General features: G+C 66.2%; 20 protein-coding genes. 12 read left to right on the top strand and 8 right to left on the bottom strand.

Annotated features, from left to right (window positions below):
- Window positions 1-4: 4 nt before the first annotated feature.
- Window positions 5-1,195 (bottom strand): efflux RND transporter periplasmic adaptor subunit, encoded by a 1,191-nt coding sequence (locus tag E5673_RS05545; protein WP_136189249.1) that lies wholly within the window; start codon window positions 1,193-1,195, stop codon window positions 5-7.
- Between the two features lie 227 nt (window positions 1,196-1,422).
- On the opposite strand from E5673_RS05545, the gene E5673_RS05540 reads away from it, so the two are divergent.
- Entirely contained in the window at window positions 1,423-2,157 is a 735-nt protein-coding gene (locus E5673_RS05540; protein ID WP_136189248.1) for an SIMPL domain-containing protein, read from the top strand.
- A gap of 217 nt (window positions 2,158-2,374) precedes the next feature.
- Here the strand turns inward: E5673_RS05540 and E5673_RS05535 are convergent, their stop codons facing one another.
- The 3 genes from E5673_RS05535 to E5673_RS05525 all read right to left on the bottom strand — a co-directional run bounded on the left by E5673_RS05535 (window position 2,375) and on the right by E5673_RS05525 (window position 3,356).
- Window positions 2,375-2,632 (bottom strand): GlsB/YeaQ/YmgE family stress response membrane protein, encoded by a 258-nt coding sequence (locus E5673_RS05535; RefSeq protein WP_056484797.1) that lies wholly within the window; start codon window positions 2,630-2,632, stop codon window positions 2,375-2,377.
- Window positions 2,633-2,725: 93 nt separating this feature from the next.
- Window positions 2,726-3,025, bottom strand: coding sequence for a DUF1153 domain-containing protein (locus E5673_RS05530; RefSeq protein WP_056061087.1), 300 nt, complete (start codon window positions 3,023-3,025; stop codon window positions 2,726-2,728).
- 103 nt (window positions 3,026-3,128) lie between these two features.
- Entirely contained in the window at window positions 3,129-3,356 is a 228-nt protein-coding gene (locus E5673_RS05525; protein WP_056061089.1) for a hypothetical protein, read from the bottom strand.
- 195 nt (window positions 3,357-3,551) lie between these two features.
- Here E5673_RS05525 and mnmA point away from each other — a divergent pair, with 195 nt between their 5' ends.
- Window positions 3,552-4,673, top strand: a complete 1,122-nt coding sequence (mnmA, locus tag E5673_RS05520; protein WP_136189247.1) for a tRNA 2-thiouridine(34) synthase MnmA — start codon at window positions 3,552-3,554, stop codon at window positions 4,671-4,673.
- Between the two features lie 14 nt (window positions 4,674-4,687).
- Window positions 4,688-4,936 (top strand): UvrB/UvrC motif-containing protein, encoded by a 249-nt coding sequence (locus tag E5673_RS05515; RefSeq protein ID WP_056061094.1) that lies wholly within the window; start codon window positions 4,688-4,690, stop codon window positions 4,934-4,936.
- A gap of 130 nt (window positions 4,937-5,066) precedes the next feature.
- On the opposite strand, the gene E5673_RS05510 is transcribed toward E5673_RS05515, so the two are convergent.
- From E5673_RS05510 to pdxH, 3 genes are read right to left on the bottom strand one after another with little or no spacing between them, the layout of a single operon-like run.
- Window positions 5,067-5,858, bottom strand: coding sequence for a PhzF family phenazine biosynthesis protein (locus tag E5673_RS05510; protein WP_136189246.1), 792 nt, complete (start codon window positions 5,856-5,858; stop codon window positions 5,067-5,069).
- A 39-nt stretch (window positions 5,859-5,897) separates the two neighbouring features.
- Window positions 5,898-6,845, bottom strand: a complete 948-nt coding sequence (locus E5673_RS05505) for a cation diffusion facilitator family transporter (protein WP_056484804.1) — start codon at window positions 6,843-6,845, stop codon at window positions 5,898-5,900.
- Window positions 6,842-7,420 carry a pyridoxamine 5'-phosphate oxidase gene (gene pdxH / locus E5673_RS05500; RefSeq protein ID WP_136189245.1) on the bottom strand — a complete coding sequence of 193 codons (579 nt, stop codon included), beginning with the start codon at window positions 7,418-7,420 and terminating at the stop codon, window positions 6,842-6,844. Before pdxH ends, E5673_RS05505 begins: the two co-directional genes overlap by 4 nt.
- Window positions 7,421-7,530: 110 nt before the next feature.
- On the opposite strand from pdxH, the gene E5673_RS05495 reads away from it, so the two are divergent.
- The 4 genes from E5673_RS05495 to E5673_RS05480 all read left to right on the top strand — a co-directional run bounded on the left by E5673_RS05495 (window position 7,531) and on the right by E5673_RS05480 (window position 14,908).
- Window positions 7,531-8,412 (top strand): Ku protein, encoded by an 882-nt coding sequence (locus E5673_RS05495; protein WP_136189244.1) that lies wholly within the window; start codon window positions 7,531-7,533, stop codon window positions 8,410-8,412.
- Window positions 8,413-8,523: 111 nt separating this feature from the next.
- A complete protein-coding gene (gene ligD / locus E5673_RS05490) occupies window positions 8,524-11,049 on the top strand; it encodes a DNA ligase D (RefSeq protein WP_136189243.1) in 2,526 nt (841 codons plus the stop codon).
- A gap of 363 nt (window positions 11,050-11,412) precedes the next feature.
- Window positions 11,413-13,863: a circularly permuted type 2 ATP-grasp protein gene (locus tag E5673_RS05485; RefSeq protein ID WP_136191363.1), complete on the top strand. Its 2,451-nt coding sequence runs from the start codon at window positions 11,413-11,415 to the stop codon at window positions 13,861-13,863.
- Between the two features lie 151 nt (window positions 13,864-14,014).
- Window positions 14,015-14,908: a transglutaminase family protein gene (locus E5673_RS05480; RefSeq protein WP_136189242.1), complete on the top strand. Its 894-nt coding sequence runs from the start codon at window positions 14,015-14,017 to the stop codon at window positions 14,906-14,908.
- 116 nt (window positions 14,909-15,024) lie between these two features.
- Here E5673_RS05480 and E5673_RS19615 read toward each other — a convergent pair whose 3' ends face one another.
- Window positions 15,025-15,171 (bottom strand): hypothetical protein, encoded by a 147-nt coding sequence (locus E5673_RS19615; protein WP_168711571.1) that lies wholly within the window; start codon window positions 15,169-15,171, stop codon window positions 15,025-15,027.
- Window positions 15,172-15,265: 94 nt separating this feature from the next.
- Here E5673_RS19615 and E5673_RS05475 point away from each other — a divergent pair, with 94 nt between their 5' ends.
- From E5673_RS05475 to aroC, 5 genes are all read left to right on the top strand, one after another.
- Window positions 15,266-16,204: a DnaJ C-terminal domain-containing protein gene (locus E5673_RS05475; RefSeq protein ID WP_136189241.1), complete on the top strand. Its 939-nt coding sequence runs from the start codon at window positions 15,266-15,268 to the stop codon at window positions 16,202-16,204.
- Window positions 16,205-16,286: 82 nt separating this feature from the next.
- Entirely contained in the window at window positions 16,287-17,162 is an 876-nt protein-coding gene (locus tag E5673_RS05470) for a YihY/virulence factor BrkB family protein (protein WP_247599659.1), read from the top strand.
- An 11-nt stretch (window positions 17,163-17,173) separates the two neighbouring features.
- On the top strand, window positions 17,174-17,977 hold the full coding sequence (gene fabI / locus E5673_RS05465; protein ID WP_133018541.1) for an enoyl-ACP reductase FabI: 804 nt from the start codon (window positions 17,174-17,176) through the stop codon (window positions 17,975-17,977).
- Window positions 17,978-18,038: 61 nt separating this feature from the next.
- On the top strand, window positions 18,039-18,452 hold the full coding sequence (locus E5673_RS05460) for a DUF559 domain-containing protein (protein ID WP_210731809.1): 414 nt from the start codon (window positions 18,039-18,041) through the stop codon (window positions 18,450-18,452).
- The gene (gene aroC / locus E5673_RS05455) at window positions 18,449-19,516 is read left to right on the top strand and encodes a chorismate synthase (protein WP_136189239.1); all 1,068 of its coding nucleotides are present in this window, start codon (window positions 18,449-18,451) and stop codon (window positions 19,514-19,516) included. The genes E5673_RS05460 and aroC overlap by 4 nt, the downstream gene beginning before the upstream one ends.
- The last annotated feature ends 56 nt before the right edge of the window (window positions 19,517-19,572 follow it).

The raw sequence follows: 19,572 nt of genomic DNA, 5'->3' as shown, positions 1-19,572 counted from the left end.
GAGCTCAGCTCGCTTTCTTCGTGACCGGCTTCACCTTCTGCCCGGGCGCCAGGAACCCGCCTGCAGACAACACTACTCGCTCGGTCCCGTCGAGTCCGCTGAGGATCGTCACGCCCGCGTCGGAGACCTGGCCGATCTTGATATCGCGGCGCACCGCCTTGTTATCGGCGCCGATGATATAGACGAAGCTACCCTTCTCGTCGCTCTGAAGCGCCGAATCAGGGAGCAGCGGTGCCTGGGTCGCACCGCCGACGATCGTCGCCGCAGCGAAACCGCCCGGCCGCAGCGCGGGGTCATAGGCGACCGCGATCCGCGCAATGCCCTGCCGGCTCTGCGGGTCGATCACCGGCGAAACCTGCCACACCTGGCCCGGGAAGCCCTGAGTCGTGCCGACCGGAACGACCGTCGCGCGCGCGCCGGCGTGGAGCCCGGCGAGATCAGCTTCGCTCAACTGTGCGCGCATTTCCATCTGGCCGTCCGCGGCCATGCGGAACAGCACGCCGGTACCCGCGCCGACGACCTGACCCGATTCGACGCCGCGCGTCAGCACGAGGCCGGCGGCGGGCGCACGGATATCGAGACGACCGTTGCGCGCGCGCGCCTCGCCGAGCGTCGCCTGCGCCACCTTCACGCGCGCGGCGGCGGCGTCGCGCGTCGCGGCCTTGCGCTGGAGATCGGCCTTCGAGATGAAGCCGCGATCGACGAGCTGCTTGGCGCGATCGAGTTCGGCTTGCGCGATCGTCTCGTCGGAACGGGCTACGCTGACCGAGGCGGCGAGCGAGGCGGCGGTCTCGGTCTGCACCGAGCGATCGACCGTCGCGAGCACCTGACCCGCGGCGACCCACTGGCCCGGCTCGACCAGCACGCGCGTGATCATCCCGCCCTCGCCTGCGACGCCGACCGGCATTTCGCGCCGCGCGGCGATCGTGCCGGTCGCGGAAATCGTGCGGTCGACGGTCTTGCGCCCCGGTACCATGACCGAGACGGTCGGCACCTGTTCGACGACCGGACCGGCGGCGGCGTCCTTCTTGCCGCCCTTGAACGCGAAGACGGCGCCGAGAATCGCCAGCACGACGACGACCGCGATGATGATGTTGCGGCGGCGGTGCGACGGCGCGGTGTAATCGGGGAGCACGAGCTGGTCTTCGTGCTCGCCACCGTCAATCTGGCCGACGGTTTTCGTCTCGTAGTTCATGCGCGTCACAATCCCAATTTCGACCGGTCTTGTCTCGACCCGCTTCGCCATTCGCAAGCTGTATTATCTGAATAAGTCACCGTGCTCAAGCCCCTCGACGAGCGCAGGACGCAGACATGCTTCGATTTCGATCTATTCGCAATAAGCTTCGAAGAGTTGGAAGACGTTCAGCTTGTGTTGAGCCGATCCGGGCGACACGCACGGACAGTTCAACGGGAGACACCATTATGAAGACCGCATCGTTCCTCACCATCCTGGCGAGCGCCACCGCGATTCTTCCCGCCGCCGCCAATGCCCAGGCCGCGCCGACCACGGTCGAGCCGATGGTGCCCGCCGCCGGGACCGTGCTGGACGTGACCGCCGAGGGCCGCACGACGCGCGTGCCCGATCTCGCGACGATTCGCGCGGGGGTCGTGTCTCAGTCGCCGACTGCCGCCGCGGCGCTCACCGACAATGCGCAGCGGATGGCCAAGGTGCTCGACGCACTCAAGCGGGCGGGCGTCGCACCGCGCGACGTCGCTACCTCGAACGTCCAGCTGTCGCCGCAATATCGCTACGCCGACAACCAGCCGCCGGTGATCACCGGGTATCAGGCGACCAACACCGTCTCGATCCGCTTCCGCGACGTCGCCAAGTCTGGGACGATCCTCGACGCGCTGGTGGCGCAGGGTGCGAACCAGATCGACGGGCCGAACCTGTCGATCGACAAGCCCGACGCGGCGCTCGACGAGGCGCGGGCCGACGCGATCGCGCAGGCCAAGCGTCGCGCGGATCTCTACGCCAAGGCGGCGGGGCTGCGCGTGTCGCGGATCGTGTCGATCGCGGAATCGGGCCAGGATACGGGTGGTTCGCCGCAGCCGATGTTCATGGCGCGCGCGGCGATGGCCAAGGACAGCACGCAGATCGCACCCGGCGAGAAGGACGTGACGGTCACGCTGTCGGTACGCTTCCTGCTGAACTGACCCTCTCTACTGCTCCCCTCCCTGGAAGGGAGGGGCCGGGGGTGGGTAGGCTCGCTCATGCCGCGACCGTTTCGACACAGGGAACCCGACCCACCCCCAACCTCTCCCTTTCAGGGAGGGGAGACCGTCGGAATTCACTAACACGGCCACGCACGAAAAAAGGGCCGCCCGGTTGCCCGGACGGCCCTTCTTCAACTTCGCGTGACGAAGCGAACTCTTAGCGGACGCTACCGCGACGCACGAGGTTCACGATCGCGAGCAGGACGATGGCGCCCAGCAGCGACACGATGAACGAGGTCAGCGTGAGCGGTGCGTTGTTGATCGAGCCACCCGACAGGATCAGGCCACCGATGAACGCGCCGACGATGCCGACGATGATGTTCAGGAAGATGCCCTGCTGCGCATCGGTGCGCATGATCATGCTAGCGATCCAGCCGATGACGCCGCCGATGATCAGCCAAAGAATGAGACCCATGATATTTTCCCTCCGTTGAACCCGTATCCGGGCGATGGCGGAAAGACGTGCGAACGACGTTTTTTGTTCCGCTCGCGTTTTGAGTTTTGCCGCTCAATACTTTTGTTGGCGCTCGTACAGCGACTTATAGTGCTGGATCCGCGTCACGCGCAGTCCGGGCATTCCCGACCGATCGATCGCCCGCTGCCATCCGGCGAACTCCTCGACCGTCAGGCCGTAGCGCGCACAGACATCGTCGACGCTCAACAGTCCGCCATTCACCGCGGCGACAACTTCGGCCTTACGCCGCACGACCCAGCGCGTGGTGCTGGGCGGTGGCAGGCTGTCCAGCGTCAGCTGCTCGCCCAATGGCCCGATGACCTTGCCGGGACGGATTTTCTGGTTCTCGATCATTTGAAACCTCTGATCGGGGCGGGGGGCCCCCTCTCGATACGCACACACGACCTGTAATCGCAGGTCTTGAAGATCGGCTGAAACGCCGCGGTAAACAGCATCTTCATTCCTCCTTCCAACGGGTCAACGCCGCGGCCATCGGCCCGTTGAACGCACCGTGGAGCGGCGCAAACAACTTCGGATCGATCGTGGCGCGAGCAAATCCCGCCTGCACCGCCGCTGTCGGGCTCGCCGCCTGTCGGGCGGCGATACCGACGATCAGGACGGCCAGGTCACCCGGAAGAACGGTGACCTCTGCGTCGCGATCGAAACGGGGAAAACTCAGGTCCAACGGGATACTCGCTTCACTCTCGGAAGCCCCTGTCTAGGGCAAGGGGATGAAGACTGCGTAAAACACCCGCCGCGCAGTGGCCGATTTGTTGCATTGCGACGTTCGCCGGTCGCATTTTTCACTCGCTTCGGCCTGATCGAGGTTAATCGACGCATCTTTTTGCAACGCGGTGCCTCCGCGCTTATGTAGCGCCGCATGGATCAGACCGATTTTCAGCTCGGGGCCGGCGCCGATACGGGCATGGCCGGAAAGCGCATCGTCGTGGCGATGTCGGGCGGCGTCGACAGTTCGGTCGTCGCCGCGCTCGCGCACGCCACCGGCGCCGAGACCATCGGCGTGACGCTCCAGCTCTACGATCACGGCGAGGCGGTCGGCCGCGCGGGCTCATGCTGCGCCGGCCGCGATATCCGCGACGCCCGCGCGGTCTGCGATCGCCTCGGCATCGCGCATTATGTGTTCGATCACGAAACCAGCTTCCGCGAGCAGGTCGTCGACAAGTTCGCCGACGAGTATCTGGCAGGCCGCACGCCGATCCCGTGCGTCCAGTGCAACATGGGGCCGAAGTTCACCGACCTGCTGAAGCTCGCGCGCGATCTCGGCGCAGACTGCCTGGCGACGGGGCATTATGTCCGGCGAGTCGAGGGCATCAACGGTGCAGAACTCCACCGCGGCGCCGATCCGGCGCGCGACCAGAGCTATTTCCTGTTCGCGACCACGCAGGCGCAGCTCGACTATCTGCGGTTTCCGTTGGGCGGTCTGCCCAAAGCGCGGGTGCGCGAGATCGCTGCCGAACTCGGGCTCGGCGTCGCGGCCAAGCCCGACAGCCAGGACATCTGCTTCGTCCCCGATGGCGATTACGCAGGCTTGGTGAAGAAGCTGCGGCCCGAGGCGGCGGAGACGGCCGGCGATATCGTCGATCTCGGCGGCACTAAGCTCGGCGAGCATCGCGGGTTGATCCACTTTACAGTGGGACAGCGTCGCGGGTTGGAGATCGGCGGCAGTCCGGAGCCGCTCTATGTCGTGCGAGTCGAACCGGCGACGAAGCGGGTCGTCGTTGGCCCCCGTCGCGCGCTGGCGGTCGAGGCTGCGCGGATGACCGACATCAATTGGTTGGGCGGCGACTTCACCGGGCCGCTGACGGCGAAGGTTCGGTCGATGGCAAAGCCCGTCCCTGCCCGTCTGGTCGGCGACCGCGTGGTATTCGACGCGCCCGAATACGGCGTCGCACCGGGCCAGGCCGCGGTGCTCTATGCGGGCGAGCGCGTGCTCGGCGGCGGCTGGATTGCGGACACCGAAGCGGCACTCGTCGCCGCCTGACGCGTTCAGGGCGAATGGATATCGAAGATCTACGCCGCCAGATGGAAGCCGCCGCCGCGGCGATGGATTTCGAGACCGCAGGCAAGTTGCGCGATCAGATCAGCGTGCTGCGCGGTGGTGGTGAGGTGGCGGACACCGCGGGACTGACTCGCCAGCAGCCCGGCGCAATGGGTCTCGGCACCAGCCAACAACGCATGACCCCGCCGCCGGGTTGGGTGAAACCGAAGAAGCCCGATCCGATGACCAAGGGGCGGAAGCGGTAGGGTCCCCTCCCCGACGTCATCCTGACGAAAGTCAGGACCCAGGGTAACAACCGACGACGTTCGTGGCTCTGGATCCTGGCTTTCGCCAGGATGACGGAAGTGTTGGCTGCGCGTGCGAACTCCGGCACGCTCAAGGCAGGAGGAACGTGCCTTCGATCGTCGTCACGCACGATCCACCCAGCACCACGCGGTCGCCATCAAGACGGCACGTCAGCTTCCCGCCGCGCGAACTCGCCTGATAGGCCGTAAAGCTGTTCCCCAAGGTCGGCGCCCAATACGGCACCATCACCGCATGCGCCGAGCCCGTCACCGGATCCTCATTGATCGCGTAATACGGCGTGAACACGCGGCTGACGATATCGGCCGCCTCGCCCTGAGCCGCGACGATCGCGACGATCGGGAACTTCGCCAACGCCGCGAAGTCCGGCTTCAACTCGCGCACCACGGCCTCGTCCTCGACGATCACGAGCGCATAGCCCTTCTCGTGCCACAGCGTCTCGACGGGCGCCTCGATGTTCAGAGCCGCGACGATCTCCGGGATCGCCTTCGGGCTCGGTCCCCATGCGGGCAGTTCCAGCGTGTATCCGCTATCCGCCCGAGCAACCTCGAGCATACCCGCCTGCCGCGTCCGGAAGCGCACCCGATCGAGCGCGGTATCCGACGACAGCACGAAATGCCCGCTCGCGAGCGTCGCGTGCCCGCACAGCGCAACCTCCGCACCCGGCGTGAACCAGCGAAGATCGAAATCGACACCCTCGTCGTCCGACGCGACGATGAACGCGGTCTCGCTCAGGTTGTTCTCCTGCGCGATGTCCAGCAGCACGGCGTCGTCGAGCCAGACCGACAGCGGCATCACCGCGGCCTGGTTGCCGCCGAACGGCGTGTCGGAAAACGCATCGATCTGCGCGAACGGTATTCTCATGCCTGAATCCTCAAACGCGTTTGCCGAATCTCGAACGGACTATACCCGCTTGCCGAACCAATGCGGCGTCACATCCGCCTCGACCAGCGGATTGTCGGTGTCGACATGCCCCTCCGGATCGAGGTGAATCAATACCTCCACCTTGGGGAACGCGGTGCGCAGGTTCCGCTCGACCGCCTCGACGATGTCGTGCGCGTGTTCGACGGTCAGGTCGCGCGCGACCTCCATGTGGAACTGCGCGAAGTCGTGGCTGCCCGAGCGCCGCGTGCGGAAATCGTGGATGCCGCGAATGCCGGGCTGGCGCGCGGCGACGTCGAGGAATTGCGCGCGGAAATCCTCCGGCCATTCCTTGTCCATTAACTGGTCGATCGCGTTCGACGACGCCTGGAACGCGCCCCAGGCGAGCCACAGCGCGATGACGATGCCGAAGATCGGATCCGCACCGCTCCACCCGACATATTGATCGAGCACCAGCGCAACGATCACCGATCCGTTGAGCAGCACGTCGGACTGGTAATGGACGTTGTCCGCGAGGATCGCGACCGAGCCCGTCTGACGGATGATCTTGCGCTGATAGGCGAGCAGGAACACCGTCGCCGCGATCGCGATCACCGACACGCCAATGCCGAACTCGGCGCCGGTGGTCGGCTGCGGATCACCGAATGCGAGGATCGCGCGCCACGCGATGCCGACCGCCGACGCGGTGATCAGCATGACCTGGAACAGCGCGGCGAGCGCCTCCGCCTTGCCGTGGCCGAAGCGGTGGTCGTGATCCGCCGGCGTCGCCGCCAGCCGCACGCCGTACAGCGTGACCAGCGACGCGAGCAGGTCGAGCGCGGTATCGGCAAGCGACCCAAGCATCGCCACCGAGCCCGTCGACCATGCCGCAAAGCCCTTCAGCAGCAGCAGGAAACACGCCATCGCAACGCTGGCGAGCGCCGCCCGGGTTGCCAGGGGTATGACCTTGCGGCGTTCGTCCTGCGTCATGGGAACAACAGCCCCTCGCTCCAATTGCCGTCTTCGCGCGTGAACAGCCGCCGTTCGTGGAGACGATGCGCGCGATCCTGCCAGAACTCGATCCGCGTCGGCGTAACACGGTAGCCACCCCAATGCGGCGGCCTCGGCACGTCCTGGCCTTCGAACTTCGCGGTCATTTCGGCAAAGCGCTGCTCGAACGTCTCGCGGCTGTCGAGCGGCCGGGACTGCTCCGACGCCCAGGCGCCAAGCTGCGAATCACGACCACGCGAGGCAAAATAGGCGTCCGACTCTTCGTCCGTCGCCCATGATACCGGACCCTCGATCCGGATCTGACGGCGCAGCGACTTCCAGTGGAACAGCAGCGCGCCCTGCGGATTGGCGGCGAGTTCGCCCGCCTTGCGGCTTTCGCGGTTGGTGTAGATCACGAAACCATCGGGGCCGTGGCCCTTCAACAGCACCATGCGCACTGACGGCCGCCCCTCGGCATCGGCAGTCGCGAGCGCGACCGCGTTCGGGTCGTTCGGCTCGGACTGCTTGGCTTCGGCGTACCAGCTATCGAACAGCGTGAAGGGATCGTCTGACATGCCGCGCGCCATAGCGGGATTTGAGGCGGAACGAAACTTTGGAACGACTCTACCGTGCCGATGATTGACCCAGGTAATCGAATCGTTTCCGCAACGAAGGAACACGCAAGGTGGCAGCGCGCGCGTATTGGCAGGGGCAGATCCGTCTCGCCCTCGTCTCGATCCCGGTCGAGATCTATTCCGCGACGAAATCCGGCGCGGCGGTGTCGTTCAAGCAGATCCACGAACCCTCCGGTCAGCCGATCCATTACGACAAGGTCGTCACCGGCGTCGGCCCGGTCGATGCCGACGAGATCATGAAGGGGTATGAGGTCTCGAAGGGCGAATACGTCCTGTTGGAGCAGGACGAGATCGATGCGGTGAAGCTCGAGTCGAAGAAGACGCTCGAACTGACGCAGTTCGTCGACGCGAGCGAGATCGACGTGCTCTATTACGAGAAGCCGTATTTCGTGGTGCCGGCGGATGATCTCGCGGAGGAGGCGTTCATCGTTCTGCGCGAGGCATTGAAGCGGACGAAGAAGGTCGGGCTCGGCCAGCTCGCGATGCGCGGGCGCGAATATGTCGTAAGCCTGAAGCCGTGCGGGCGCGGGATGGTGCTGGAGACGCTTCGCTATGCCGACGAGGTGCACAAGGCGCAGGGGTATTTTCGCGAGATACCCGACGACAAGCCGTCCGAGGAACTGCTCGAACTCGCCGAGGCGCTGATCGAGAAGCGCAGCGCGGACTTCCATCCGCAGGAATTCCATGATCGCTACGTCGACGCGCTGAAGGATTTGATCGAGCGCAAGCGGAAGTCGAACGGGAAGAAGATCATCGAGGACAAGGATACGGGCGGAAAGACCGGCTCGAACGTGGTCGATTTGATGGCGGCGTTGAAAAAGTCGATGGAGAAGAGTGGGGGCGCGACAGAGAAGACGCCGGCGAAGAAAGCTCCCGCCAAGCGCGCGCCGGCAAAAACGGCGGCCAAAGCGCCAGCCAAAAAACGTGCATAAGCTCCCATCCCTGGAAGGGAGGGGTTGGGGGTGGGTCGCTCACCGTAATAGCGCCCCGCCCGCCAAGCGGCCGCCCCACCCCCGACCCCTCCCTTCCAGGGAGGGGTGAAGATGGTCGACGATCCCCTCGCCCTATACAATGCCAAGCGGAACTTCACGAAAACCGCCGAACCCGCGGGCACGCTGGACCCCGGCAACGGCAACAGCTTCATGGTCCAGAAGCACGACGCCACCCGCCTCCACTGGGATTTCCGCCTCGAAATCGACGGCGTCCTGAAAAGCTGGGCAGTCACCCGCGGCCCCAGCCTCGACCCCAACGAAAAACGTCTCGCAGTCCGCACCGAAGATCACCCGCTCAGCTACGCCACATTCGAAGGCACGATCCCCGCCGGCGAATATGGCGGCGGCACGGTGATGCTGTGGGACCGCGGCACGTGGTCGCCGATCATGGGCAAGTCGGCGAAGGACCTCGACAAGGGCCATCTCCACTTCGTCCTCGACGGCGAGCGGATGAAGGGCGAATGGCTGCTGATCCGCCTGAAGCCGCGCGCAAAGGAAAAGCGCGAGAACTGGCTGCTCAGGAAGATCGACGATGCCGCGGCCGGCGGCACGGACACGCTAGTCGAGGAGGCGCTGACGAGCGTCTCGACCGGCCGCACGATGGCGGAGATCGAGGAAGGCAAATCCTCCCCGGCACGGGGAGGGGGACCAGCGAAGCTGGTGGAGGGGGCGGCCCGCAAGAGTACCGCCAGCCGTAAAGCCATCGCCAGCGCCAAGCCCCCCTCCACCACCGCAAAAGCTAACGGCGGTCCCCCTCCCCGTGCCGGGGAGGATTTTCAGGACCTGCAACTCTGCACCCTCGTCGACGCCGTCCCCACCGGCTCCGCCTGGCTCCACGAAGTCAAATATGACGGCTACCGCGCTTTAATTTCCGTCGCCAACGGCAAGGCCAAGGTCTTCACCCGCACCGGCCTCGACTGGACCGACAAGTTCGCCGCGATCGCCGACGCCGCCGCCAAACTGCCGATAAAATCCGCGCTGATCGACGGCGAGATCGTCGCGTTCAAGGACGGCCACCCCGATTTCTCGACGCTGAAGGACGCGATCTCCGCCGGCGGCGACATGACGCTGTTCGCGTTCGACCTGCTCGCACTCGACGGCGAAGATTTGACCGGCCTCTCCAATCTCGACCGCAAAGCGCGCCTGCAACCGCTCATCCCCGAGAACGAGGACCGCCTCCGCTACTCCGACCACGTCATCGGCGCGGGCGAGCAATTGTTCGAGACGATGTGCCGCGAAGGCCTCGAAGGCATCGTCTCGAAACGCGCCGACGCTCCCTATGCGGGCAAACGGACAAAGGCGTGGCTCAAGGTGAAATGCACGCACCGCCAGGAATTCGTGATCGTCGGCTGGCTGCCCTCGACCAAGAAACGCGGGTTCAAGTCGCTGTTGCTCGGCGTCCGCGAGGGCAAGGGCTATCGGTATGCAGGTAAGGTCGGCACCGGGTTCGACCAGGCGCTGATGGACGAGATCCGGGACAAGCTCGACGCGCTCGATCGCAAGACGCCGACCGTCGAGGCGCCCAAGGCGGCGGTCCGCGGCGCGAAATGGGTGACGCCGAAACTGGTCGCGGAGGTCGCGTTCGCCGAGGTCACGCCCGACGGCGTGCTCCGCCATTCGAGCTTCATCGGCCTGCGCGAGGACAAGGCGGCGCAGGACGTCGTCGCCGAGACGCCCGCGCCGCTGCCCGATGTGGAGGAACCCGCGGCGCCTGCGACCAGCATAAAGGTCAGCAGCCGCGACCGCGTGATCTTCGACAAGTCGGACGTCACGAAGGGCGATCTCGCGGACTATTACGTCGCGGTCTCGGGCATCATGCTGCCGGTCGCGGGCAACCGCCCGATCAGCCTCGTGCGGTGTCCGCAAGGTCGATCGCGCGCGTGCTTCTTCCAGAAACACGATGCCGGGAGCTTCGGCGACGCTGTCCACAAAGTGCCGATCCGCGAGAAGGACGGCTCGACCGAGGACTATCTGTACGTCGACGATGCCGACGGGCTGGTCGCGTGCGTGCAGATGGGGACTATCGAGTTCCACGGCTGGGGCTCGTCGAACGCGACCTTGGAGAAGCCGGACCGGCTGATATTCGATCTCGACCCGGACGAGGGGCTCGACTTCGGCGACACCAAGAAGGCTGCCGAGCATTTGAAGAACCAGTTGGCGGAACTGGGGCTGGTCAGCTTCCCGATGCTGTCGGGAGGCAAGGGCGTGCACGTGGTGGTGCCGCTGACCCCGGAGGCGGAATGGCCGGCGGTGAAGGACTTTGCGGATCGGTTCGCTAGGGCGATGGCGGGGGCTGATCCCGAGCGGTTCGTTGCGACCATGGCCAAGGCGAAGCGCAAGGGGCGGATCTTTATCGACTGGCTCCGCAACCAGCGCGGCGCGACTGCGGTGATGCCGTACTCGGCGCGGGCTCGGGCGGGGGCGCCGGTTGCGGCACCGGTGTCTTGGACCGAGCTGCGGGATATCGAGACTGCGGCGCGGTGGGGCGTGAAGGATGGGGCCGAGTTGATTGAGAGGGCCGGGTCGCGGGCGCTGGCGGGTTGGGGAGTGGCCGATCAGGTGTTGCCGGATCTTTGAGCCTTCCCCCGTTCACTGGCACCCCCCCGGCGGAGGCCGGGGCCCAGTTGGGGAACGTTGCTAACGAAGGGTAACGCTCCGTTACGACCACCTTTCCAACTGGGCCCCGGCCTTCGCCGGGGTGGTGGTAATGATGGGGCCGCGCGCGCCTGACTGTTCCCTCGCGAACGCGGGGGTCCAGGGTAACTGCACGCAGCGCCTTGGATTCCTGGGCCCCCGCGTTCGCGAGGGAACAAGAGTAAGGTATCGCCCCCGCGACAATTTATGTTGCACCGCCGCGTCGAAAGGTGAAACACCGCCACCTGTATTCGGGGGCTTAAGGCATTGGACACGGCGACGCAAACCGCGCCCCTTTTCGACGCGATGATCCATGCCGAGCGCTGGATCGCCGACTATTGCGCGCGCACCACCGGCGTCGACGTGCTGTGCCCCGCTGAAGACGGTAGCGCCGACCCCGCCTGGGCGGCGATGTTCGCCGAGCTCGCGATGGTCGCCTCGGACGACCTCGGCCACATCCGCGAACGCGTCCAGCGGCATGCGGTCGACATCGGCACCGGATTCCGCATCGCCGACGAACCCGACGAGCGCCCCTGGCCCGTCTCGCCCGTCCCGCTGCTGATCGAGGCCGGCGAATGGGCGGGGATCGAGCGCGGCGTGATCCAGCGCGCGACGTTGATGGAGACGGTGATCGCCGACCTCTATGGCGCGGGCAAGCTGGTCGCCGACGGCCATATCCCCGCCGCGCTCGTCACCGGCAGCCCATTCTTCCTGCGGCCGATGGTCGGGCTCGACCCGCCCGGCGGCCGCCATCTCGATTTCATCGCGATCGACCTCGGCCGCGGGCCGACCGGCGAATGGCGCGTGCTCGCCGATCACCTGCGGGCGCCCGCCGGCGCCGGGTATGCGCTGGAGAACCGTATCGCGGTCAGCCGTACGCTCGGCGGGTTGCAGGATCGGCTCAACGTCCAGCGGCATGCGCCGTTCTTCGCCGCGTTTCGCGCCGGGATTGCGGCGATGTGCAAGCGGACCGACCCGCGGATCGGGCTGCTCACCCCCGGCCGGTTCAACCCGAGCTATCCCGAGCAAGCGCACCTCGCGCGCTATCTGGGGCTGCTGCTGGTTGAGGGCGCCGATCTCGCCGCGCTCGAGGACAAGGTCTATGTCCGCACGATCGGTGGGCTCAAGCGGATCGATGCGCTGTGGCGGCGGCTCGACCCGCGGCTGCTCGACCCGCTGGCGTTCGACACGCATTCCCAGATCGGCGTACCCGGGCTGATCGACGCGTACGCCGCCGGCAACGTCGTGCTGTCGAACGCGCCGGGCTCGGCCGTGCTGGAGGCGCCGGCGTTCTCGGCGTTCCTGCCGCAGCTTGCGAAGTCGCTGCTTGGTGAAGACCTGCTCCTCCCCAACATCGCGACGTGGTGGTGCGGGCAGGACGGCGCGCGGGCGCAGGTCGAGGCGAATTTCGACCGTCTGCTGATCGGTCCGGCGTTCCATTCGCGACCTCTCGGCATGACCGGCGGCCCGGTTACGGGGGCCGACATCACCGGTGAAGACCGGGCGCGCCTGCTCACCGACATGGCGAATCGGCCGCAGGATTACGTGGGGCAGGAGCTGGTCCAGCTCTCGACGATGCCGGTCGTGGTCGGCGATGCGCTCGTCCCCCGCCCCTTCACCCTGCGCGTGTTCGCGGCGCGTGGCGGCGACGGCGAATGGACCGTCCTCCCCGGCGGCTTCGCGCGGATCGGCGAGCATCCCGATGCGCGGGCGGCGGTGATGGGCGAAGGCATCTGGTCCGCCGACGTCTGCATCTATGGCGCCGAGCCAGTCGCGCCCGTGTCGCTGCTCACCGCCGCGGACTCGCTCCAGGTGCGGCGCAATCCGGGGACGTTGCCAAGCCGGGTGGCGGACAATTTCTACTGGCTCGGGCGCTATCTGGAGCGCGGCGAAGCGCTGCTCGGCGCGATCCGCGTGATGCTGGGCAATTCGATCGACGTCGACGGCGGCGCTGTTTTGTCCCCTACCACGGTCGGCAAGCTGGTCGGGCTGATCGTCGGTGCTGGCAGTGCGCCGCACCCGCCATCGCTGCGCCGCGCCGATTTGACCGCGCTCGCCCGCACGGCGATGGAAGACGAACGCTGGCAGTCGATCCTCACGCTCAACCGCCATGCGCGCGAGATCGGCGAAGGCTCGCGCGACCGGTTGTCGGCGGACATGGTACGGCTGCTCGAAGCGCCCTTCCCTACGCACCGCGGGATGCTGGAGCGCGCCGGTTCATTGCAACGGCGGTACGCGGCGATCGCGGGGCTGTCGGCCGAGCATATGGGGCGGACAGCGGCGTGGCGCTTTCACGATCTCGGGCGCAGGATCGAGCGCGCCATGGCGATGGCCCGCGCGATCCGGTTGTTCGGGATGCCGGGAGCGTCGCCGGATGACCTGTCGGTGCTGCTCGACCTGGCGGATAGCCAGATCAGTTATCGGCAGCGCTATCCGACCGGGATCGCGCGCGTGCCGGTGATGGATCTGGTGGCGCTCGATCCGGGCAATCCTCGGTCGTTGGCGTTTTCAGCGGAGCGGATCGCGGCGCGGTTGGCGGAGTTGCCGGTGCTCAGCGACGACGAGATGGCGGAGCCGCAACAGGCTCAAGCGACCGGGTTGCAGGCGATCGTGATGACCGCGACGGCCGCGGAGTTGGATGCGGAAACGCTGGGGGATATCGAGCGGCGTCTCGGCGCGGTGTCTGATGCGCTGGCGCGGCGGTATTTTTTGCAGGGTGCGGAGCCGTTGCGGACTAGCGGGCTGACTTTGGCGTGAGGGGCATGACCGTGCAAATCCTCCCCGGTACGGGGAGGGGGACCATGCAGCGCATGGTGGAGGGGGCTCTCCACCAGCGCACCGTTCGTGGCGCCCCCCCTCCACCACCAGCAAGCTGGCGGTCCCCCTCCCCGTGCCGGGGAGGATTTTCATGATCTACGACATTCGCCACGTCACGACGTTCGATTACGGCGCGAGCGTCAAGTTCGCGCGCTGCAACCTCCGCCTAAAACCGATCGACTGGCCGGGGCAGCATCTGGATAGCTATGCGCTGTCGGTGCATCCGGCCGGGCGTACCAGCGCGGCGCGGGCGGAGGCGGGGCTGGCCAACGTGACGCGATTGGTCGTCGACAGCCCAGTTCGCCACCTAACGATCGAGAGTCAGTCGCGGATGACGGTGGATCGCCTCGTGCCCGTCCCCGACGCGAGCGATCCGACGCTGGGCGAGATCGCGGCGATGGCGCGAGCGAGCACCGATCTCTCCGCGGCAAGCCCGGCGAATTATATCTATCCCTCGCCGCTGATCCCGCTTGACCAAGCGATCGCAGACTATTGCGCGGTGGATCTCGATCCTTCGCGGGGAGCGCTGGAGGCCGGAATCGCGCTCGCGCGGCGGATTCAGGTGGAGTTCGAATTCGACGCCGACGCGACGCTGGTCGATACACCGCCGCACGAGGCGTTCCTCCAGCGCAAGGGCGTGTGCCAGGATTTCGCGCAGATCATGATCACCGGCTTGCGCGCGACGGGGCTGCCAGCGGCGTATGCGTCGGGCTATATCCGGACGATCCCGCCCGAGGGCCAGCCGCGGCTGGTCGGGGCGGATGCGACGCATGCGTGGGTGCTGCTGTGGTGCGGGCCGGTGCGTGGCTGGGTCGGAGTCGATCCGACCAACGGGATCTGGATGGCGAGCGATCACATCGTGATGGCGGTCGGGCGGGACTATGCGGAGATTGCGCCGGTCGACGGGGTGGTGCTCGGGTCGGGGGCGCAGAATATGGATGTCAGCGTCGATGTCGCGCCGCTGGATGAGACAGTTAAGGCGTAAACTTCCGAAATCTGTTCTCCCGCGAAGGCGGGAGTCCAGGGCCACGAACGTGATCCATCGTTACCCTGGGCTCCCGCTTTCGCGGGAGAACACGGTGGATCTGGATTGTAGCTGTCTTAATTCTCGTCGTCGTGCGGGTTCGGATACGAGCCGCCGCCACTCTCGCCGCCCTTGTCCTTGGCCGGCGCGTTGTTGACGCCGTCCTTCTCCTTCGCGCCGTCGTCGTTCTTCGGCACGCCCTGCATTGGTTGCTTGTCGGTCATGATCGTTCCTCTCGTGCAACCAAACACCCCGCGCGCAATTGCGTTGCGCTGCGCACCGCCCCACATAGACGCGCAAGTTAGCATGGGGACGTAAGTGGCCGATCCGTACAAGACTCTGGGTGTAGCGCGCGACGCGACCGAAGCCGACATCAAGAAGGCGTACCGCAAGCTCGCAAAGGAGCTTCATCCCGATCGCAACAAGGACAATCCGAAGGCGTCGGAGCGGTTCAGCACCGTCACCAACGCGTACGACCTGCTGAACGACAAGGACAAGCGCGCGCGGTTCGATCGCGGCGAGATCGACGGCGACGGCAACCCGGCGTCGCCGTTCGGGTTCGGCGGCGGTGGTGGCGGGCGACCCCAGCCCGGCGGCGGCTTCCGCAGCGAGGGCTATGAGAGCGGCGCCGGCGGTGCCGACATGAGCGACATCTTCGAAGGGCTGTTCGGCGGCGCGCAGCGTGGTGGCGGCGGCGGGTTCTCCGGCGGCTTCGGTCGGCGCCCGCAGCCCAAGGGCGAGAATGCCGCGTATCGTCTGCAAGTCCCGTTCGTCGAGGCGGCGACGCTGGAGCCGCAGCGCGTGACGCTGGCGGACGGCAAGACGCTCGACTTGAAGCTCCCCGCCGGGGTCGAGACCGGCACGCAGATGAAGCTCGCCGGCAAGGGCGAGCAGGGTCCGGGCGGCGCGGGCGATGCGATCCTGACGATCGAGGTCCAGCCGCACAAGTTCTTCACGCGCGACGGCGACGATGTCCGCCTCGACCTGCCGATCACGCTCGCAGAGGCGGTGCTGGGTGGCTCGGTCAAGGCGCCGACGGTCGACAAACCGGTGATGCTGACGATCCCCAAGGGTACGACGTCGGGCAAGACGTTGCGCCTGAAGGGCAAGGGTTTCCACAAGAAGGGCGGCATGCGAGGCGATCAGTTGGTCACCCTCATGATCGACATTCCCGCCAGCGATGCGGCGCTGACCGCGTTCGTCGAGAGTTGGGAAGGTCGCGAAGCCGGGAACCCGCGGGGGGCCATGGGCGTCTGAACCCGTTGTGAATGACAATACCCTAACGCCCGAAGCGCGCGCGCACGATCATGGTGCGACGCGCGCCCGTCTCACCCGCGGCATGGCGAAGGTCAGGCCAGGCAGTTACGCGTTCGAGATCGTCAAGCGGGCGGCCGTCGGCGTGTTCAACGACGGCTTCATCCACGCGGGGAACCTCGCCTATCTCGCATTGATGACGGTGTTCCCGTTCTTCATCGTCGCCGCCGCGATCCTGTCGATCTTCGGACAGAGCGTCGAGACAGTGCGCGCGGTCGAATCGTTCCTCAACGTCCTGCCGCCGAACGTCGGCGACCTGTTGCGCAAGCCGATCGCCGACGTGCTCGCCGCGCGGACCGGGTCGCTGTTGTGGCTTGGTGCGCTCGTCGGGCTTTGGACGGTCGGCAGCTTCGTCGAGACGATCCGCGACATCTTCCACCGCGCCTATGGGATCAAGGCGACCGCGCCGTTCTGGAAATCGCGGCTCGGCTCGTCGGCGGTGATCATTCTGTCGGTGGTAATCGCGTTGCTGTCGTTCCTGGTGCAGGGCATCCTCACCGCAGCCGAGCAGTTCATTTATCGCCTCCTCCCCTTCGCGCAGGACGCCGCCGGCTGGGTCGGTCTCTCCCGTCTTATCCCCGGCCTGCTCATGTTCGGCGCGCTGTACCTGCTGTTCTATTCGGTGACGCCCTCGCGCTATCGTTATTCGAAGTGCCGCAAATGGCCGGGCGCGCTGTTCACCACCGCCTGGTGGGTCAGCGCGACCGCGTTGCTGCCGGTGATCCTGTCGCGTCTCGGTGGTTACGACCTCACCTATGGCAGTCTGGCGGGTGTCGTCATCATGCTGTTATTTTTCTATGTCATCGGGCTCGGTCTCGTATTTGGCGCGCATCTCAACGCAGCACTGGCGGAACCACCCGAAACAACGCTAGAGCAGCCTGCTACGGATATGCAGGTATAGGCGGGGACGGCGTGAACGGTTTGATGGCGGGCAAGCGTGGGCTGATCATGGGCTTGGCGAACGACAAGTCGCTGGCCTGGGGGATTGCCAAGAAGCTGTCCGAGGCGGGCGCGGACCTCGCGTTCAGCTACCAGGGCGAGACGATGGAGAAGCGCGTCCGCCCGCTCGCCGAGCAATTGGGCGTGGCGCGGCTCTTCGATTGCGATGTGTCGGACATGGGCGCGCTCGATGCGACCTTCGACAAGCTGGCGGAGGAATGGCCGACGATCGACTTCGTCGTTCACGCGATCGGCTTTTCGGACAAGAACGAGCTGCGTGGGCGGTTCGTCGATACCAGCCTCGACAATTTCCTGATGACGATGAACATCTCGGTCTATTCGTTCGTCGCGGTGGCGCAGCGGGCGGCCAAGATGATGACCGAGGGCGGCGCGATGCTGACGCTCAGCTATTACGGCGCGGAGAAGGTCATTCCGCATTACAACGTCATGGGCGTGGCGAAGGCGGCGCTGGAGACGAGCGTGCAGTATCTCGCGGTCGACCTCGGCCGCGACAATATCCGCGTTAACGCGATCTCGGCGGGGCCGATCAAGACGCTGGCCGCAAGCGGCATCGGCGATTTCCGCCTGATTTTGAAGTGGAACGAGCTGAACTCACCGCTGAAGCGCAACGTGACGATCGACGACGTCGGCGGCGCGGGGCTGTATCTGCTGAGCGACCTGGCTTCGGGCGTGACCGGCGAGACGCACCACGTCGACGCCGGCTACAACGTGATCGGTATGAAAGCCGAAGACGCCCCCGATATCGCACTGGCATAACCCCTCTCCCCCTCCGGGGAGAGGGAGGGGCCCATGCGAAGCATGGGAGGGTGAGGGCAAGGTGAGGCAACACGACGGCACCGAACCACTGGATCGAGCCCGAGGTTTGCGTCGGAACGCGACCAAAGCGGAGGACCGGCTGTGGTACCGCCTCCGCAGTCGTCGTCTCGGCAACTTCAAGTTCCGCCGCCAAGTATGGATCGGCCCCTTCATCGCCGACTTCCTCTGCATGGACGCCATGCTGGTCGTCGAGGTAGACGGTAGCCAACACATCGACGAAGCGGCGTACGACGACAATCGAACCGCCTTCCTCGCGACCAAGGGATATCGTGTGATCCGTGTCTGGAACAACGACGTGATGCAGCGGATGGACGGTGTGCTCGCCGCGATCCTTGATGGACTTACGTGCGTGCCCTCACCCTCCCATGCTTCGCACGGGCCCCTCCCTCTCCCCGTCCGGGAGAGGGGCCAGTGAGCTTCAATACATTTGGACGGCTGTTCCGCTTCACCACCTGGGGCGAGTCGCATGGGCCGGCGCTGGGGGCGATCGTCGACGGGTGCCCGCCTGGCATCTCGCTGACCGAGGCGGACATCCAGCCCTGGCTCGATAAGCGTCGCCCCGGCACCTCGCGCTTCACCACGCAGCGGCGCGAGCCGGATACGGTCCGTATTCTCTCGGGCGTGTTCGAGGGGCGCACCACCGGCACGCCGATCAGCCTGATGATCGAGAATGTCGACCAGCGCTCGAAGGATTATTCCGACGTCGCCAAGGCCTATCGCCCCGGCCACGCCGACTATGCCTATGACGCCAAATACGGGTTCCGTGATTTCCGGGGCGGCGGGCGCTCCTCCGCGCGCGAAACCGCCGCACGCGTCGCCGCCGGTGCGGTCGCGCGGCTCGTCGTGCCGCAGGTCCGCGTCCGCGCATGGGTCGAGGCGATCGGTGGCGATGCGATCGATCCGGCAAATTTCGACGATACGCAGATCGACCAGAACCCGTTCTTCTGCCCCGATGCCGAGGCAGCGCTCCGCTGGGAAGCGCTCGTCGACGGAGCGCGGAAATCCGGCTCGTCACTCGGCGCGGTGATCGCGTGTGAGGCGACCGGCGTGCCGGCAGGCTGGGGGACGCCGCTCTACGCCAAGCTCGATTCCGAACTCGCGTCGGCCTGCATGAGCATCAACGCGGTCAAGGGCATCGAGATCGGCGACGGATTCGCCGCCGCCGAATTGTCGGGCGAGGCGAACGCCGATCCGATGCGACCGGGCGTCGATGGCCCAGAGTTTCTCGCCAACCACGCAGGTGGGATCGCTGGGGGCATCGCAACCGGCCAGCCGATACGCCTCCGCGTCGCGTTCAAGCCGACCAGCTCGATCCTCACCCCGGTCGAGACGATCAGCCCGACCGGTGAGGCCGCGACGATCGCCACCAAGGGGCGTCACGACCCGTGCGTGGGCATCCGCGGAGTCCCCGTGGTCGAGGCGATGGTCGCTCTCGTGCTGGCCGACCAGGCGCTGCTGCATCGGGGCCAGTGCGGCTGACGTCGGAACCTATGCAGGACTGAAGCGCTTGCTCTTCAATAACATAGGAGAGCGAA

Origin of the sequence: Sphingomonas sp. PAMC26645 (assembly GCF_004795835.1) — a bacterium.
Classification (GTDB): domain Bacteria; phylum Pseudomonadota; class Alphaproteobacteria; order Sphingomonadales; family Sphingomonadaceae; genus Sphingomonas.
This window is presented reverse-complemented; position numbering and strand designations above follow the sequence as displayed.

Coding starts and splice junctions, on each gene's coding strand:
- E5673_RS05545 (WP_136189249.1), bottom strand. CDS start 1,195: ATGAACTACGAGACGAAAACCGTCGGCCAGATTGACGGTGGCGAGCAC.
- E5673_RS05540 (WP_136189248.1), top strand. CDS start 1,423: ATGAAGACCGCATCGTTCCTCACCATCCTGGCGAGCGCCACCGCGATT.
- E5673_RS05535 (WP_056484797.1), bottom strand. CDS start 2,632: ATGGGTCTCATTCTTTGGCTGATCATCGGCGGCGTCATCGGCTGGATC.
- E5673_RS05530 (WP_056061087.1), bottom strand. CDS start 3,025: ATGATCGAGAACCAGAAAATCCGTCCCGGCAAGGTCATCGGGCCATTG.
- mnmA (WP_136189247.1), top strand. CDS start 3,552: ATGGATCAGACCGATTTTCAGCTCGGGGCCGGCGCCGATACGGGCATG.
- E5673_RS05515 (WP_056061094.1), top strand. CDS start 4,688: ATGGATATCGAAGATCTACGCCGCCAGATGGAAGCCGCCGCCGCGGCG.
- E5673_RS05510 (WP_136189246.1), bottom strand. CDS start 5,858: ATGAGAATACCGTTCGCGCAGATCGATGCGTTTTCCGACACGCCGTTC.
- E5673_RS05505 (WP_056484804.1), bottom strand. CDS start 6,845: ATGACGCAGGACGAACGCCGCAAGGTCATACCCCTGGCAACCCGGGCG.
- pdxH (WP_136189245.1), bottom strand. CDS start 7,420: ATGTCAGACGATCCCTTCACGCTGTTCGATAGCTGGTACGCCGAAGCC.
- ligD (WP_136189243.1), top strand. CDS start 8,524: ATGGTCGACGATCCCCTCGCCCTATACAATGCCAAGCGGAACTTCACG.
- E5673_RS05485 (WP_136191363.1), top strand. CDS start 11,413: ATGATCCATGCCGAGCGCTGGATCGCCGACTATTGCGCGCGCACCACC.
- E5673_RS05480 (WP_136189242.1), top strand. CDS start 14,015: ATGATCTACGACATTCGCCACGTCACGACGTTCGATTACGGCGCGAGC.
- E5673_RS19615 (WP_168711571.1), bottom strand. CDS start 15,171: ATGACCGACAAGCAACCAATGCAGGGCGTGCCGAAGAACGACGACGGC.
- E5673_RS05470 (WP_247599659.1), top strand. CDS start 16,287: ATGGCGAAGGTCAGGCCAGGCAGTTACGCGTTCGAGATCGTCAAGCGG.